The organism is Arthrobacter sp. zg-Y1219 (genome assembly GCF_030125545.1).
Lineage (GTDB): Bacteria > Actinomycetota > Actinomycetes > Actinomycetales > Micrococcaceae > Arthrobacter_B.
The window spans coordinates 287,588-303,291 of the sequence record NZ_JASKLY010000014.1 but is presented as its reverse complement, the minus strand read 5'-3'; the positions used below and the strand labels follow the sequence as shown (position 1 = coordinate 303,291).

Sequence of the window (15,704 nt, the reverse complement as noted above, 5' to 3'; positions counted from 1 at the left end):
GTGGGCCGGTGCAAGCGGTTAGGCCGGTGCGAATGCGTCGCAGTATTGTGCCCAGTCGGCGTTCATGCCGTCTTCATCGGGCGGCATGATCTGGTACATCGTCGGGTCCCCTTTCGAGCCCGCCAGTTTGCGTTCCACCGTGATCTCCACGGAAGCCGAAAAGAACAACACCTCGACCTCGACCACCAGTGAGGCCCTGCCGATCAGCTTGCCGGTCTCGTAGTGGTAGGTGAGTGAGAGCTCCAGCGTGATGGATGCACTGACGAGGCCGAGCACCTCCACCTCGCCCCGGATGCGGAAGTACGCGGCCAACATGCCGTTGTCAGCCTCCAGCCGGAGGTAGACGCCAACTGCGATGGAAACCGACCCCGATGCCACGCCGAGGTCCACCGAAAGGGACGCTGCAGCCTCCAGGCCCAACTCCAACAGCACCAGGCCTTTGGGTGAGGCGCGCAGCGCCAGCCATCCGCCGCCGCCAATGGCCATGACAGTGAGTCGGAACGGGGCGTCCTTGGTGCAGAAATAGAACCCCACCGTCAGTGCATCCCCGAGGAACGGGACACGGGCATCGGCGCCCAGCGAGATGTTCTCCAAGCTGAATACACCGATGGCTACGTTCGGCAGCGTGAGGTCGAATCCGGCCGTCACCCCTGCCGGTGCGACATCCACGTAGGGCGGGTCCGAGAACCCATCAAACGGGATGAGCTCGCGCAGCCGGTCCATAAAGGACAACGGCCCGAGGAAGCTGATGCCGCCAAAAACAATGTCGACTTCCGTCTTGCCGTCCGAGCCCGCGTGGAACCCAAGACGCCGAAACATTAGCTTCATCAGCCCTGTGGGTCCGTCACCGATCAGGTTGAGGTCGAAGTCAACGATTTCTGCGGCGATGTCCACCCCCGGCGGCCCACTCGCCGAGGACCGGACCTCAACATCGATGCGCAATGCGTGTTGTTCGTCTTTGGGCTTGAAGACGTTGGGCACCCCCGACGAGCCGGGCGTTCGCCAGGCTTGAATGGCCGGTTCCCAGTGAAGCCGTGTGGTGATCTGCCCCCCGGCCAGGCCCTGCAGCAACTGTGCGAGTCCTTCAGCATCCCGGGCCATGCCTGTGAGAGTTTCCAGCGTGCGGGCCGGCTTCTCCAGCGCCGTGCGGACTGCCACGGGAATGCCGGGCACGTTGACATCGGTGAGGAACGTCTGCAGGTGCGCGGCAACTGCACTGGCACCTTCTCTCACGGCGACAGCGTTGTCCGCCCCCGGGGTTTCGAGCAGCCCGGCAACGGCTCCGATGAGCTCGTCGAGGTCATTTTTCAGTGATCCGGCCCTTGCCTCCAATTGTTCCTTGGCATGCTCTGCGACGGCCTGCGCACCGCTGTGGGCGGCTTGGGCCACCTCGTCTGCAAGGCGTGCCTGCGCCCCGTCGAGTGCTTTTCGAAGGCGTTGGGCTTCGGTGAGCAGCTTGGTGACGGCATCGATTGCGTCGGATACAAAGGCCGGGGTCTCATCGAAACCCGCCGTCTTGAGCAGGTCGAGCAAGCTGAACAGACCGAACAGCTTGGGCGCCGCCCCTGACAGGAAAGACTTGGGGTCAAAGGTGCCGGAGTCGAACGCGGAGGGGACGTCGCCGCTCTCGCCAACGGCTCCAAACGCACGTGAGATGCCTTTCACCAAGACATTGGGTGCAACGAATCCCCCGGACCGGTCCGATCCGCTGCTGAAATCTATTGCGGCCGGTTTGTCCTTGAGCCTGAGGATGAGTTCGCCGGCATTGGGCGTACCGGGCACCGGTTTTCCGTCGAGCTCCCGGGGTGGTAGTCCGTGATCGAGGTACGGTTTAGCGAACTCAACGTCGACGGCGGGCGCCTGCGGCGCCAGGTGCCGCATTGATGGGAGGATGGCTCTCGCCTCGGTGAGGAACGGCCTGCTGGTCACATTGTCGACGTCGATCTCCCCGTCGAAGATCAGGTGCACGACCTCAACGGAAGTATCTCCGGCCTTGACCGGTTTTGCTGCGGCGAGGCCTTGCCCGCGCCCCTGGATCCGTCTCACCTGGAAATATGTCGACGACGCCTTTTCGGGATTTGTCAGGAAAACCTGGCCCTCGTCCATGCCCGCTCGCACAAAAACCAGCGGCGCGGCCCAGGACGACACCATTCCTCCACGGTCCGCGGTGTTGAGCGTAAAGGCGAACGGAACTCCGCCGCGTGTGGGTATGAACGGTTCTTGGTCCCCGGACGGCGGATCCAGGTCAGGCGTGACAAGCGGACTGATGGTGACGAGTCCGAACGGATTGTCCCGGTCCGCCTCGGGATAGGACCGGGTTGGCTGGCGCACCATGATGAACCAGCGCGTCCATAGGTAGGCCACTGGGTTATCGCGGTGTTTGACCTCACGCTCGGTAACTTCCACCAGCACGCACCGGTGGCCGAAGGGGAACAGGAATCCCGGATACACCACCCGCACATATCCGTCCCGGCCCATATAAGCCTGATGGCGGTAGTCGACGATGGTTGCCGGGAACTCCCAGGACTGTTTCCAGTCGAACCACGCGCCCAGACTTGACAGTGACAGATAGCTGACCTGCAGCGGAGTCCGGGCATTGGCGGGCTCGCCGCCGTTGGTTTGGGCAACCAGGGCATCACGATCCTCCCGCGACAGCGGCTGCCTGAAACCCGGGGGCGGAGCGTCTTCGTCGCGGTTCCATAAGGCGCGAACAATGTGCTGTTCAGCGTTATCGGTTGTCCCAGCGTCCGGCCGCACCGAAAGGTGGGTACGCCAGATTTCTGCTGAACCCGGCGGGCCCTGCGGAAGACTGGGGTGTCGGAAAGTCCCGCGCTCGCTCGGCGACACAATGAGGTGGTAGGGGGCTTCGATGGCCGTCTCCAGCTCTGCCGGCGGCCGTAGTCCGCCGTCGCCGGCCTGTCCGGCAGGCGTTGCGTTGGGTGAAACGCGCAGGTGCAGTCCATGCAGCGCTTCGAGCAGCTGAGCAAGCGTGAAGGGGATGCGTGTGCCCTCGGGGACAGCATAAACAAGCCTTGAAGGGCCAGCCGCGATATGGCGGGAGGGAAACGTGGGCTTCTCGGGCGGATCCGGATGCACCGGCCAAGCTTCCTCACCCAAATGCTGGGGCGGGAAAGTCAAGACAAGGGAGGCATCGGGACCGGCCACCAGTTCGCTGCCGGCTTCAGTTGGTTCGAGAGTGCAGTCCAACGCCTCCAACCGCAGGTTGATGAGGTCCTCTGTCCGCAAAAGGCGGGCGTCCACCCTTGCCTGTTCGTCTCGTGAGTCATCGTCAGGCTGGCCCATGCGGCACCGTCCTCGGAAAGTTCCCCAACTGCCTCCCCGCCATTCGAGAAGGTAAGAATTGAGGATCCTCAGCACCCTAAACCGAGTCAATAGCCGGGGGCTGCATGGTGTTTCAACTGCCAAGCTTTCTTCCCGGGAGTGGTCATCCTCGGCAGATGAACGGCGGGCTTTCCGTCGGAGCGGAGATGAGCCGCCGGGACACTCCTTCTTAGACCCCGGCGCCGCGCAGCGCAGCCACAGTGTTCACCGCGGCGGCGACCGCTTCGTAGCCCTTGTCCTCGGACGACCCGGGCAGGCCGGCACGGTCCAGGCCCTGCTGCTCGGTGTCGCAGGTGAGCACGCCGAAGCCGACCGGCGTTCCGGTGCGGACGCTGACATCGGTCAGGCCGGTGGTCGCGGCCGAACACACGTAGTCAAAGTGCGGGGTGCCGCCGCGGATGACGACGCCGAGCGCCACCACCGCGTCATAGTGCGGTGCCAGCCGCGCGGCGGCCACCGGGAGTTCGAAGCTGCCGGGAACCCGGATCAGCTTCGGTGTCAGCCCGGCGTCGTCCACGGCGCGCAGGGCGCCGTTAATCAGGCCGTCCATGATCTCGGTGTGCCAGCTGGCGGCCACGATGGCCACTCGAATCTCCAGTGCCTGTGCCTTGATGCTGCTGACGTCATTATCGGGTGCGCCGTGTCCGCTCATGGGTTCTGCTCCTTGGTAGTGAAGGTGGTTGGTAGGGAAGGTGGTTGGAGAAGGGAAGGCCGCAGCTAGCTCTGCCGCACGGGCTGGGTCCGCAGCAGCGTCAGATGGTGGTCCATGCGGTCCCGCTTGGTCTGCAGGTAGCGTTCGTTTTCGGCGCGGATGGGCACCTCGGAGGGCACCATGGCCTCCACCGTGATCCCGAAGTGCTGCAGCCGGTCCCGCTTGGCCGGGTTGTTGCTCAGCAGCCGGATCCGGTTCAGCCCCAGGGCGTGCAGGATGTCCGCGGCGGCCTCATAGTCGCGGGAATCCACCGGCAGGCCCAGCTGCTCATTCGCCTCCACGGTGTCGGCGCCGGCTTCCTGCAGCGCATAGGCCCGCAGCTTGTTCGCCAGCCCGATCCCTCGCCCCTCATGCCCGCGCAGGTAAATCACGGTGCCTCCGTGCAGGGAAATGAGTTCCAGTGCCTGCTCCAGCTGCTCGCCGCAGTCGCAGCGGTACGAGCCGAAAACATCACCGGTGAGGCACTCCGAGTGCAGCCGCACCAGCGGTGCACCGGTGCCGTTACCGATGCTCCCGGCTCCGGCGGCATCCGGCTGCAGCCCGGTTCCCGGCGCGGAGACGCTCATGTGCTCGGCGCCGGTGCGGAGGTCCGTCCAGGCCCGGGCGGTGAAGTCGCCGTAGGCGGTGGGCAGCTGGACTTCCGGCCCGGGCACGACGGCGGCGGACGTCACGGGGGTCCCCGCCCGATCCATCGTGTCCAAGTGCGCCGCCAGGTCCTCGATGGAGACCAGCGGGATGCCGTGCGTGTCGGCGAACTCGCGCAGGGCGGGCAGCCGCATCATGGCTCCCTCGTCATGAACGAGTTCGGCGATGACTCCCACCGGGGTGCAGCCGGCCAGCCGGGCCAGCTCCACCGCCGCCTCGGTGTGGCCGCGGCGGCCGCGGACGCCGTCGTCGTGCGCCCGGAGCGGGAAAATGTGTCCGGGCCGGGTCAGCTCGGAGGCGGCGGCGGCCGGATCGGCCAGGATGCGGGAGGTCGCGGCGCGGTCCGCGGCACTGATGCCGGTGGTGATGCCCTCGGCCGCGTCGCAGGAGACCGTGTAGGCGGTGCCCTTCGCGTCCTCGTTCACTGCTGTCATGGGCGGCAGGTTCAGCCGGTCGGCGTACGCGGCCGGCAGCGGCACGCAGATCACCCCCGAGCTGTAACGGACCGTCCAGCCCATCAGCTCGGGCGTGGCGTGCTGTGCGGCGAAGATAATGTCGCCTTCGTTTTCACGGTCCTCATCGTCCACGACGACGACGGGCCGGCCCGCGGCGATCGCCTCAACTGCTGCCGCGATGCTGTCGAGCCGGATGCTCATGCGGCGCCTCCGTTCGAAGCGCCGCCGGCAGCGTGGGCCGGTTTCTTGGGATTGGTGAAGGCGAGCAGCCGTTCGGCATATTTGGCCAGCACATCCACTTCCAGGTTGACCCCTCCCCCGGGCTGAAGGGCACCCAGCCCGGTCTCGGCCAGGGTGGTCGGAATCAGGCCGACCTCAAACCACTGCTCCGGCTCGCCGGCGTCGCTGACCTCGGTCACGGTGAGCGACACGCCATCGACCGCGATGGAGCCCTTTTCGGCAATGTACCGGGCCAGGCGGTGCGGAACCGCAAAGCGGAGCCGCTCCCAGCTGCCGAGGTTTTCACGCTCCAGCAGCTCGCCGACGCCGTCGACGTGTCCCTGGACGACGTGCCCGTCCAGCCGCCCGCCGGCCGGAACACAGCGTTCCAGGTTCACGGGCATGCCGGGGCGCAGCCTGCCGGTGGTGGTCCGATTCAGTGTTTCGCCGATGACGTCCAGCGAAATCCGGTCGCCGTCGACCGCCGTGGCCGTGAGGCAGACACCGTTCACGGCGATGGATCCGCCCAGTTCCAGTCCGGCGCCCGTTTCCGGGGCGCTGATGACCAGCACCGCCGAGTCGCCGGAGGTATTCGGGTTCAGGGATTCAACGCTGCCCTGTTCAGCCACAATTCCGGTAAACACGTGTCATCCTTACGTTCGTTTGCCGCTGGGAAGTCGTTCGTTGCTTGGTGGTTCAGGCACCGGTTCGAGTCGGAGCCGCAGGTCGGAACCCACGAGCCGGGCGGGGCCGGCGCCGGTCTCGTCCCAGCGCCAGCGGGAGGCGTCCGCGAGGGTGTGCACGCCGAGGCCGCTCACCGCCGATGTGCCCGCGCCGAGCAGGAGCGGCGCCACGTAGGCGACCAGCTCATCGGCCAGTCCGGCGCGCAGGAAAGCACTCGTGACGGTGGCGCCGCCCTCGACCATGAGGTGCCGGACCCCGCGGGCATACAGCTTCCGGCAGATCGCCGCCGGGTCGTGTTCAGCCAGCTGCAGGAAGCGGCCGTCGCTGCCGCGGATGGCGGCGTCGTCGGGCACCGGCCGGGAGCCGACGACGACGCGCAGCGGCTGCCGCTCGGCCGTCCGCCCCTCGGCGTCGCGCGCCGTCAGCTGCGGATCGTCGGCCAGCACGGTTCCGGTGCCAACGACGACGGCGTCAGCCCGAGACCGGATCCCGTGCCCGTCGGCGCGGGCGGCGCTGCCGGTGATCCACTGGCTGGTGCCGTCCTCGGCTGCGGTCATGCCGTCGAGGGTTTGTGCCGTTTTAACGGTCACGAACGGCCGGCTGTCCCCCATTGCCCGGATCCAGCGGTGGTTCAGCTCAGCGGCTTCGGCAGCCATCAGGCCGCCCTCCGCCTCCACACCGGCTGCGGACAGCGCTGCGGCTCCGCCGCCTGCCTCAGCGGTGGAATCCGCGGCGGCATACACCACCCGGGCAATGCCGGCCTTTTCTATGGCCTGCGAGCAGGGGCCGGTCCGGCCCGTGTGATTGCACGGTTCCAGCGTCACCACCATGGTGGCGCCGATGACGTCGATGCCTGCGGCTTCGGCGGCGGCCAGCGCGGCAGCTTCTGCATGCGGCGAGCCTGCACCGCGGTGGAAGCCGCTGCTCAGGACCTGGCCCGCCGGATCCAGGATCAGCGCTCCGACCAGCGGGTTGGCGCCGCGGATCCCGCGGCGTGCCAGCTCCAGCGCCCGAATCATGGCTCCGGTTTCCGCCGCGGCCGCCCCACCGGCGCCTGCCGGCGGGTTCCGTCTCCGGCCGTCCGGTGTTTCCGGCCCCATCTAGCGGACCCTCGGGTCAGGCATGAGGACGTCCACCTTCGGCTTTTCATTGTTCTTGGCTTTCCACCAGACAAAGAAACCGATCAGTGTGAAGACACCGTAGAACAGGTACATGAACGCCGTGGCGTAGTAGCCGGTACTAAAGAGCAGCGGTACGCCGACGACGTCGACGGCCACCCAGATCAGCCAAAACTCAACCCAGCCCTTGGCCATGCCGTACGTGGCCAGCAGGGAACCCACGAAGGTCCAGGCATCCGCCCAGACCGGTTCGTAGGACCCCAGACGCGCGAAGACCGGGGTGAGGGCTACGGTGCCGAGCAGCAGAACGGTGACCAGTCCGATCCGTTCCCGGCCGGAGGCCCACTGCGGCGTGACGGCCTCGCCGCCGTCGTCCTGGCTCTGTTTCCAGCGCCGCCAGCCGTAGATTGCGACGGCGATGAACATGACCTGGCGTCCGGCCTGGCCCAGCAGCGTAGCGGAATCGCTGGTGCCAAAGAGGGAGCCGAGGAACACGGTCAGGAGCAGGGCGTTGCCGATGATGCCCACCGGCCAGGCCCAGATTTTACGGCGCATGCCGCCGAAGGCACTGAGGAGCCCGAATATGTTGCCGACAACTTCACGCACCAGGAGGGACGAAGACCCCACCGGTACCTGAGCGTCAAAGAGCCACCGCAAAAAATCCATGTCGTTCCTATCCCTAAGCGGCAGCTCCGGGGTACGACAGTACGGTGCATCGACAGAAACATCCGCGCGGGCGGGGACGTTTAACCGTCGGTTCAACAAACTGCACGTGCTTCTCCCATCCAGACTTTAACTGTCGGTACTGGAATTTCACCAGTTCAACCGCACCGCTTTTCCCGGGGTTCGGGAGCTGCAGTGCGGGTCGCGGACTATAACCGCCGGTTCGGAATTACACCGACCCCGGAGCACGATTGTTGCTTTTATTCTTGCACAGTCAGACCGGCTGAGTGCCAATTCCCTTGAACACTCAAGTAACCTGCGTCACATTGGCCTGTTTCCTCGTCAGGTTCCGGTTTCCTCAGCCCAACGCATCGAACGGGGCCACCACCGGAGGATGCGTTTCCATGTCGAGCATCTCGGCCGAACTCGACAGCGCAGCACCGCGCAGGGCCTCAAGCACCTCGGCCGCCGGCCGTGTTGTGCGGTAAATCGCAAGGAACCGAACCTCCGGTTCACCCGGCGGGCAGCGGAAGCGTTCGACGGAACCGACCCCCGGAACGCGCTCGAGGATCTCGGGAATGTGAACCTCGTCGTACCACTTGTTGAAGCGTTCATCCGAGATGCCCGGACGGGGCGTCGTCGTCACCATCAGGACACCGCTGTTGTTGTTGTCCACCATTGCTCCCTTGCGGATTCGTGTGCGACAATTTTTCGAAGAGTAGCGTGAATCAACTGTTTGCTCCAGAGTAGGCGGCCGCTACGATGAAACGATGCCCATTGCTGTGGTAAGGATCATCCTCGACTCGACTCTGGAAACTGCGCAATTTGCCGCTGGCGTCGCCTATCTGCGCCAACGGGGTGCCGCCCTGGTTGAGCACACGGCCGCGCACGCTGAGCAGGGTTCAACCGAACTTGCGCTGCTCCGTGAGGGCGAATTCGCCGATTGGGGCGACCGCGAACTCCTGTCGCTCTGCGCGACCGCCTTTGGCGTTCCGGTTCGGCTCGGCGTCGTGACCTATGTGAGCCGCGGAACGGACGACGACGCGCGGGCCGTTCTGGAGCGCTTCGGCCTCTCCGGGGCGGTCAGCCGCGATGAAGCCGACGGCAGCGGGGACGTCACCGTGACCCTGGCGCGCGCGGACATGCGCCGGGTGCCGGAGAGCCGGGTGCACACAGCGCTCGAGGCCGCCCTCAACGAAACGGTGAGAATCGAACTCGTCGACGCTATTTCTCCTGCAGGAAACCCCGCAACAGGGAGTTTCGCAGAAAACGGTGGGCCCGTGCCGGGCTCGCCCGGGCGAAATCCTGATACGGTACCCAGCTGATGTAACGAATCTGCGGACCGACGGCGGCCGGGGCGCCAAGCGAACGAATGGCCCCCGTCGCAGCTCCCCGCTCGAGAACCCCTTCCAAAAGCCGGAGCCGCGCGCGGGTGCTGGCGTGGTAGGCCTGCATCGCCTGGTTGCCCGGCTTGCTCCAGGGATCGGTGAGCTTGACGATCTCGGTTTCCAGCCGGAAGCGGCGCTTGGCACTCACCATCACGAGGGCCAGTGCGTCCAATGAGGCCGCCTCGGAGGTGCCGGTCGTCAGTGCACTGCGCACCGCACCGTCCATGTGCCGTTCATAGGCGGTGAGGATCTCCGCCAGGAGTTCTTCTTTGGACCCGACCCGCCGATACAGAGTCCCCATGCGAACTCCCGCTGCATCGGCAATGTCCCGGACCGTCGTGGCATCGAATCCCCGCCGTGCGAACTCCACGCGTGCCGCAGCCACGATGTGGTCCCGGCTTGCCGGCTCCGAAGGGGTGCCGGGCTCCTTCCACGTCGTGATCGCCTGCCTCGCGGCTTGCAGCGCTTCGGATCGGTTCAGTTCTTCATCCGGTGGGACATCGGAAGCCAGGCCATCGAGGAGCATCGCGGTCTGGAGATTCGCGATGCGGCCCGCCTCCTCGATTCCCGGAGGGTTGACCGCCGAATGCAGGGTGAGACTGTCCAGGGCGAACCGGAGCAGGCCCGCATCCTGAGTCCGGGGATCGGGATCGGGCACGAGTTGTTGAACGGCTCGCTTCCAGACACGTTCCAGCCCAGGCGTCTGCCATTCCCGTGCTGCACGGAAGCGCTCCGAGGAGGCGCTGGGTGCCGTGTAAGCGATGAGTCGGAGCGCGGCCTTGCTGCGCAGCGAGAGATCCGTGACCGCGGTGGCGACCTCGACCAACTGATCCCGCGGGTCGGCAATTCCGGTGCGGAGCCTGCTCGACAGATCGTCGGCCAGTGCTGTGAGCTCACGTTGAAAGTCCTGCAGGATATCGAGCGCGATGTCCTCTTTGGAGTCGAAGTGGTGGTAGAGACTGCCCTGAAGCACTCCGACAGCCGTTGCGATGTCAGTCATCGTGGTCGATGAATACCCCGATTGCTCAAAGAGCTTGGTAGCGACCTGTCGGATCTCCTCGGTTCGGCCAACCGCCGAATCCCCCGCAGTGCTGCTTCCCCGTGATCCGTCCATCCGGCCATTATCCCGCACCCCGCATCCTGGCGCACGGGCCGACCCTGCCAAACCGGTTTCCCCAAAGTACTTGCCCTCAAGGCGGAGCAACAATTAGGTTCGGGCACGTGGCGCGCGGGCGCCCAATGAGAGGAGCTGGCATCGTGGCGCAGATCGAGATCAACGGAGGAATCGTCGAGTACGAGCTGCTCGGGCCGGAGGGCGGTGATGTGCTGACGGTGACGCCCGGCGGCAGGTTCAGCAAGGATTACCCGGGCGTGCGCCCGTTCGCCGAGGCCCTGGCGGCGGCCGGGAAGCGCGTACTCATCTGGGACCGGCCCAACACGGGGCGCTCCGACGTGCAACTGTTCGGCGCATCGGAATCCCACATGCGGTCCGAGACCCTGGCGGGAATGGTCCGCGAACTGAACCTCGGGCCCGTCATCGCCCTCGGCGGATCAGGCGGCGCACGCGACTCGATCGTCTTCACCATCGAGCATCCGGAACTCGTGCGCAAGCTCATCGTCTGGTCCATCGTCGGCGGGGCGTTCGCATCGATGAGCCTGGCCAACGTGTACATCATGAGTGAGATTCGCACCGTTCGACGCAGCGGCATCCCCGGTGTGCTGACCCAGCGGGGGCTGGCGGGCAGCTGGGCGGACCTCGTTGCCGACAATCCGCGCAACCGTCAGCGCCTGATCGATATCGGGGCTGAGGATTTCGAGCGCGTCATGTGGCGGTGGCTCGAAGCGTATGTGCCCAAGGCCACGGAGGCCATTCCCGGAGTGCCCGACCATCAGATGAAGTCCATCTCCGTTCCGACGCTGATCGTGCGCGGCGGGGAGGCCGACATCGATCACCCCAAACGGACATCCCTCGAGGTGCACTCCCTGATTGGCGGTTCCCGACTGATTGATCCCCCGTGGCCCGAGGACGCATGGGAGCGGGCCCAGGAAGCCAGGGACGCGGGGCAGGGCAGCATCTTCGATCCCTGGATGGATGCCGTGCCGAGCTTTCTTGACTTCATCGACGGGAATCCGGAGCGAGTAGGACAGGGTCTTGTGCAAACCCTTTCGGAGCAATACTTTGGTCCACATGGAATCTGATGGAACGCAGCCGGGCGTCACGGGCTGCCCTCGCATCGACGCGAGCGTGCACACATTCTTCGCCTCCGACCAGGAGCTGCGGAACTATCTCGGTGAGCCTTGGGCGAGCCGTGGTTTTCCGACACCGGACACAACCTTGACGGCGCCTCTCGGAGGGCGGTACGTCAGCGGCTCACAGCCGGATCCGGCGGCACACGCCGGCTCCGACCCCGATCTGGTGGGCAGGGCGATCTTCGACGAGCGCGGCTTCGACCTGGCCATCCTGCATCCGATGACCGTCGGCGTACTGCCGGACTGGCATCTGGAGTCGGCGATCCACGAGGCGACCAACCGGATGCTGGTGGAACGCTGGCTCGACTCGGGAACGTATGCCGACCGATACCTCGGGACAATCCGGGTCAATCCCAACGACATCGAGTCCGCCGTGAAGGAGATTCATCGGTGGGCCGCCCATCCCAAGGTCGTGCAGATCGCCCTGCCGATGCAGACTCAGGCACCGTACGGCCGGCCGCACTACAAGCCGCTGTGGCGTGCGGCCGTCGAAACCGGACTGCCGGTCGCGATCCATTGGGAGATGGGGCAAGGGATCACGCACCCGCCCACCCCCAACGGAACAGCGCGGACCTACCCTCAGCTCGTGGGGTTCCAGCCGCTGAACTTCGTCTACCACCTCATGAACATGATTGCCGAAGGGGTCTTCGAGGAGTTCCCCGACTTGAAGATCGTGTTCGCCGACGGCGCTGCAGACATGCTGACGCCCATGATGTGGCGCATGGACACCTTCGGCCGGCCGCACCTGGAGCAGACGCCCTGGTCGCCCCGGATGCCAAGTGACTATCTTCCCGGGCATGTCTGGTTCGTCAACGGCGCGCTCGACGGGCCGGGTGACGTCGAGTACGCGTCGGAATGGCTTCGGATGACGGGCAAGGAGGACATGCTCATGTTCGGATCGAGCTACCCCGACTGGCAGTGCTCGACCGTGGATTCGCTGCCGTCCGGATGGACGCGGCGGCAACGCGAGAAAGTGCTCTGGCGCAACGCCGCCGAACTCTATGGGATCCATGTTCCCGCCACCGTGTGATGCCGAAGGAGGCTGAGATGACACAGACAGAGATCCCCCAGACAGCGGAGACGCAGACCGTGCCCGTTAGGGTCGTGGACTGCGATGTCCATCCAACGCCGCGGCGGGGCGCCTTGGCGGAATACCTCGATACTCGGATCGCGCGCGAACAGGCGCTCAAGGCGGAGGGGGCCAACAACGGACTGGTCTACGATCCGCCGGATTTCCACCACTCGAAGGCCATGCGGGTCGATTCGTTCCCGGACGATGGGGAGTTCGCGTGCTCGGACCCGGATCTGGCCTTTCGTCAGCTGGTGCTCGACTCCGGATCCGACGTGGTGATGCTCGGTCCCACGACGGGTGGAATGGGTGACACAGAGGAAGAGGTGACCGCGATGGCTGCGGCCACCAACCTCTGGCAGGAGGCGCAGTGGCTTGACCCGGTGAATAACTGGCACGGCCGGTTCTACGGGTCCATTTGCGCCAACATCACCGAACCCGGGCGGGCAGCGCGGGAGATTGAGCGCTGGGCCGGCCATGAGCGCTTCAAACAGGTCCTGATTTATGCTGAGCCGCGACCTTCCTGGGGAAACCCCAAGTACGACCCGGTCTGGGAGGCCGCTGTCAAGCACGGCATTCCGGTGGCGTGCCATCTCAGCCGGGGGCTGCACAACCTTCTGCCGATGAGCCCGGTCGGGTTCATGACCTACAACCACGACTTCATGGTCACGTACTCGATGCTCGCGGCCAATCAGGTCATGAGCCTCATCTTCGACGGCGTCTTTGAACGGTTTCCGACTCTGAAGATCGTCTTCATCGAGCACGCCTTCTCGTGGATATTGCCACTGATGTGGCGGATGGACGCCATTCACGCGGCTCGCGGCAAGGAGACGGGCCTGAGCAAAAAGCCTTCCCAATATGTGTTGGAGAACATCTGGTTCACCACACAACCGCTCGACTACCCCGAGGACAAGCTTGAGCTGACCAGGTCGCTTGAATGGATGGAGGCCGACAAGATCATGCTGTTCTCTTCCGACTATCCGCACTGGACCTTCGACGAGCCCCGCTGGTTGGCCAAACACATACCGGAGCGCATGCGGAACGCGGTAATGCATCAGAACGCGATCGATCTGTTCGGGCTGCCGAGCCGCGTGGGGGCACTCGCAGGACAGGTGAGGGCGTTCTGATGGCACGCACTGAACTCCCCCGGGGCCGCGAGCATGTCGTCGCGACCGTTGACGAGATCCCCCCGGGTGAGCACAAGGTCGTCCCGATAGGGCGTTATGGAGTCGGCGTCTACAACGTGCGCGGAGTTTTCTATGCCATTGCCAACTACTGCCCGCACGAGGGCGGCCCGCTGTGCGTTGGCCGCACCCGCGGAACGAACGTCGTCGACCAGGAGCGTCCCGGCGGAGCACGGCAAAGCCGTGAGGGCGAGTTCATCTACTGCCCCTGGCATCAATGGGGTTTCGAGCTGGCCACCGGAACAACCACCGTCAAGCCCGAGTGGAGCATTCGCACCTACCCGGTCCGCATCGACGGCGACCAAGTGGTGATCACCGCGTGAGCGCCCCGGCGGGTACCACTGTGGGTGTTCCGGTTGCCGTCTATCCGGCGATCGAGCCACGCCTCCTTCGCCTCGACGGTGCCGAGGACGTGAACGCGTACCTGGACGGCGGCGGGTACGCGCCTCTGCTCGACCCTGACGCACTGCTCGACCAGGTCACTGCCGCGGGTCTGCGGGGACGCGGCGGAGCAGCGTTCCCTCTTGCCCGAAAGATAACCACTGTGCGGGGCGGCAGTGTTGCGCCGGTTGTGATTGCCAACGGCGAGGAGGGCGAGCCGTCGTCCGTCAAGGACAAGTGGCTGCTGCGCAACCGTCCGCACCTGGTCCTTGACGGTTTGCGGCTCGCTGCCGTTATGGCGGGTGCGGAGCGAGCGTACGTATACCTCTCGGACCCCTTGGCTGCCGACAGCATTGAACGCGCGCTCTTGGAGTATCCCGGTCGGGCAAGGAACGGACCCGACATAACCGTCCACCGGGTATCCCCCGCGTACGTGGCGGGAGAGGAAACGGCTGCCGTGCGTTCCCTCAACGGCGGCCCGGCACTGCCCTCCGATAAGCCGCCGCGTCCGTTCGAGCGCGGCGTTGACGACCGGCCCACTCAGGTGAGCAACGTGGAGACGCTCAGTAATCTGCCGCTGATCCATGCCAGGGGCAGCGCCTGGTACCGCTCGGTGGGAACCGACGATTCAACCGGGACCTACCTGATGACGCTTTCGACGTCGGGCGGCACCGTCCTGGCGGAGGTGCCGTTCGGTGTCACGCTTCGAGAGGTGCTGACGTGGCGCGGGCACGATGCCCCGGTCACGGGTGCGCTGATGGGAGGCTACTTCGCGGGGCTCCTTTCCTCCCGCGTATTGGATCTTCCTCTTGAGTACGTCGCGGTTGCTGCCGCGGGCAGCGGCCTGGGGTGCGGAGCGGTCGGCGTCCTTGACGAGCACACCTGTCCAGTGACCGTCGCCGGCGGAGTTCTCCAGTACTTCGCGGCCAACAACGCCGGTCAATGCGGTTCGTGCTTCAACGGAACAGCCGCCATGGCCGCCGTTGTCACCGGCTTGCGGCTTGGCCGAGCCCGGGAACCCGATATCGACCGGCTGCGCCAATGGGCGGCCGGCCTCCGGGGCCGTGGGGCGTGCGGCACCTTGGACGGCGCAACCAATGCTGCTGCAACTCTCCTGCGGGAGTTCCCGGATGCCGTCGAATCCCACCTGATCGACGAATGCTCGTCCTGCATTACCAAAGGTGAGCATTTACCCGCACCGTTCGCGGTCCATGGATATTGAGGAGGCAATTTTGCGCATCAAACTCGATAGGACGGTCTGTGACGGCTTCGGTGCGTGCGCGCTGCACGCGCCGGAGATCTTTTCCCTCGACGACTGGGGTTACCCGTCACTCATGAGGGGCGGTGAGATTCCGCCGGAGCAGGAGGCTGGCGTGCGCCGGGCGATCCTGGATTGTCCGGCACACGCGATCCTCGATCTCGCGGACATGCACCCGGAGCGTCTGGGCGGAGACCCGGGCGTTTCGAGGTCCGGGCGCCCGGACGCGAAATGTCCACTGAAGGAGCGCTTAAAGCAACGATGAACACTTGCCGGTCGACGCCATTCCACAAACGAATCTGAGCAAACATCTGGTTCTCTTCGGAGGCTGCTTCG

15 protein-coding genes and 1 riboswitch are annotated in these 15,704 nt (G+C 65.4%); of the genes, 7 read left to right on the top strand and 8 right to left on the bottom strand.

Going from position 1 to position 15,704, the window contains the following annotated elements; translation table 11 throughout:
• Nucleotides 1–18: 18 nt before the first annotated feature.
• The 7 genes from QNO00_RS12710 to QNO00_RS12680 all read right to left on the bottom strand — a co-directional run bounded on the left by QNO00_RS12710 (nt 19) and on the right by QNO00_RS12680 (nt 8,514).
• Nucleotides 19–3,426, bottom strand: coding sequence for a hypothetical protein (locus QNO00_RS12710; protein WP_284024739.1), 3,408 nt, complete (start codon nt 3,424–3,426; stop codon nt 19–21).
• 85 nt (nt 3,427–3,511) lie between these two features.
• Nucleotides 3,512–3,994: a 6,7-dimethyl-8-ribityllumazine synthase gene (gene ribH, locus QNO00_RS12705; protein WP_284024738.1), complete on the bottom strand. Its 483-nt coding sequence runs from the start codon at nt 3,992–3,994 to the stop codon at nt 3,512–3,514.
• Nucleotides 3,995–4,059: 65 nt separating this feature from the next.
• A complete protein-coding gene (gene ribB / locus QNO00_RS12700; protein WP_284024737.1) occupies nt 4,060–5,355 on the bottom strand; it encodes a 3,4-dihydroxy-2-butanone-4-phosphate synthase in 1,296 nt (431 codons plus the stop codon).
• Entirely contained in the window at nt 5,352–6,017 is a 666-nt protein-coding gene (locus QNO00_RS12695) for a riboflavin synthase (RefSeq protein WP_284024736.1), read from the bottom strand. Before QNO00_RS12695 ends, ribB begins: the two co-directional genes overlap by 4 nt.
• A 9-nt stretch (nt 6,018–6,026) precedes the next feature.
• On the bottom strand, nt 6,027–7,076 hold the full coding sequence (ribD, locus tag QNO00_RS12690; RefSeq protein ID WP_284024735.1) for a bifunctional diaminohydroxyphosphoribosylaminopyrimidine deaminase/5-amino-6-(5-phosphoribosylamino)uracil reductase RibD: 1,050 nt from the start codon (nt 7,074–7,076) through the stop codon (nt 6,027–6,029).
• An 81-nt stretch (nt 7,077–7,157) separates the two neighbouring features.
• Complete coding sequence (gene pnuC / locus QNO00_RS12685; protein ID WP_229966796.1) at nt 7,158–7,841, bottom strand: nicotinamide riboside transporter PnuC; 684 nt, start codon at nt 7,839–7,841, stop codon at nt 7,158–7,160.
• Between the two features lie 103 nt (nt 7,842–7,944).
• Nucleotides 7,945–8,090, bottom strand: a riboswitch (FMN riboswitch).
• 106 nt (nt 8,091–8,196) lie between these two features.
• Nucleotides 8,197–8,514 (bottom strand): hypothetical protein, encoded by a 318-nt coding sequence (locus QNO00_RS12680; RefSeq protein ID WP_284024734.1) that lies wholly within the window; start codon nt 8,512–8,514, stop codon nt 8,197–8,199.
• A 94-nt stretch (nt 8,515–8,608) separates the two neighbouring features.
• On the opposite strand from QNO00_RS12680, the gene QNO00_RS12675 reads away from it, so the two are divergent.
• Entirely contained in the window at nt 8,609–9,163 is a 555-nt protein-coding gene (locus tag QNO00_RS12675; protein WP_229966798.1) for a hypothetical protein, read from the top strand.
• On the opposite strand, the gene QNO00_RS12670 is transcribed toward QNO00_RS12675, so the two are convergent.
• On the bottom strand, nt 9,063–10,340 hold the full coding sequence (locus QNO00_RS12670; RefSeq protein ID WP_284024733.1) for a TetR/AcrR family transcriptional regulator: 1,278 nt from the start codon (nt 10,338–10,340) through the stop codon (nt 9,063–9,065). The genes QNO00_RS12675 and QNO00_RS12670 overlap by 101 nt on opposite strands.
• Nucleotides 10,341–10,483: 143 nt before the next feature.
• Here QNO00_RS12670 and QNO00_RS12665 point away from each other — a divergent pair, with 143 nt between their 5' ends.
• The 6 genes from QNO00_RS12665 (at nt 10,484) to QNO00_RS12640 (ending at nt 15,633) form a co-directional block, all read left to right on the top strand.
• Complete coding sequence (locus QNO00_RS12665; RefSeq protein WP_229966800.1) at nt 10,484–11,425, top strand: alpha/beta fold hydrolase; 942 nt, start codon at nt 10,484–10,486, stop codon at nt 11,423–11,425.
• A gap of 136 nt (nt 11,426–11,561) precedes the next feature.
• Complete coding sequence (locus QNO00_RS12660; RefSeq protein ID WP_284024732.1) at nt 11,562–12,506, top strand: amidohydrolase family protein; 945 nt, start codon at nt 11,562–11,564, stop codon at nt 12,504–12,506.
• 17 nt (nt 12,507–12,523) lie between these two features.
• Nucleotides 12,524–13,672, top strand: a complete 1,149-nt coding sequence (locus QNO00_RS12655; RefSeq protein WP_229966802.1) for an amidohydrolase family protein — start codon at nt 12,524–12,526, stop codon at nt 13,670–13,672.
• Nucleotides 13,672–14,052, top strand: coding sequence for a Rieske (2Fe-2S) protein (locus tag QNO00_RS12650; protein WP_229966803.1), 381 nt, complete (start codon nt 13,672–13,674; stop codon nt 14,050–14,052). Before QNO00_RS12655 ends, QNO00_RS12650 begins: the two co-directional genes overlap by 1 nt.
• Nucleotides 14,049–15,332, top strand: a complete 1,284-nt coding sequence (locus QNO00_RS12645) for an NADH-ubiquinone oxidoreductase-F iron-sulfur binding region domain-containing protein (RefSeq protein WP_284024731.1) — start codon at nt 14,049–14,051, stop codon at nt 15,330–15,332. Before QNO00_RS12650 ends, QNO00_RS12645 begins: the two co-directional genes overlap by 4 nt.
• On the top strand, nt 15,322–15,633 hold the full coding sequence (locus QNO00_RS12640; protein WP_284024730.1) for a ferredoxin: 312 nt from the start codon (nt 15,322–15,324) through the stop codon (nt 15,631–15,633). The genes QNO00_RS12645 and QNO00_RS12640 overlap by 11 nt, the downstream gene beginning before the upstream one ends.
• Nucleotides 15,634–15,704 lie beyond the last annotated feature (71 nt).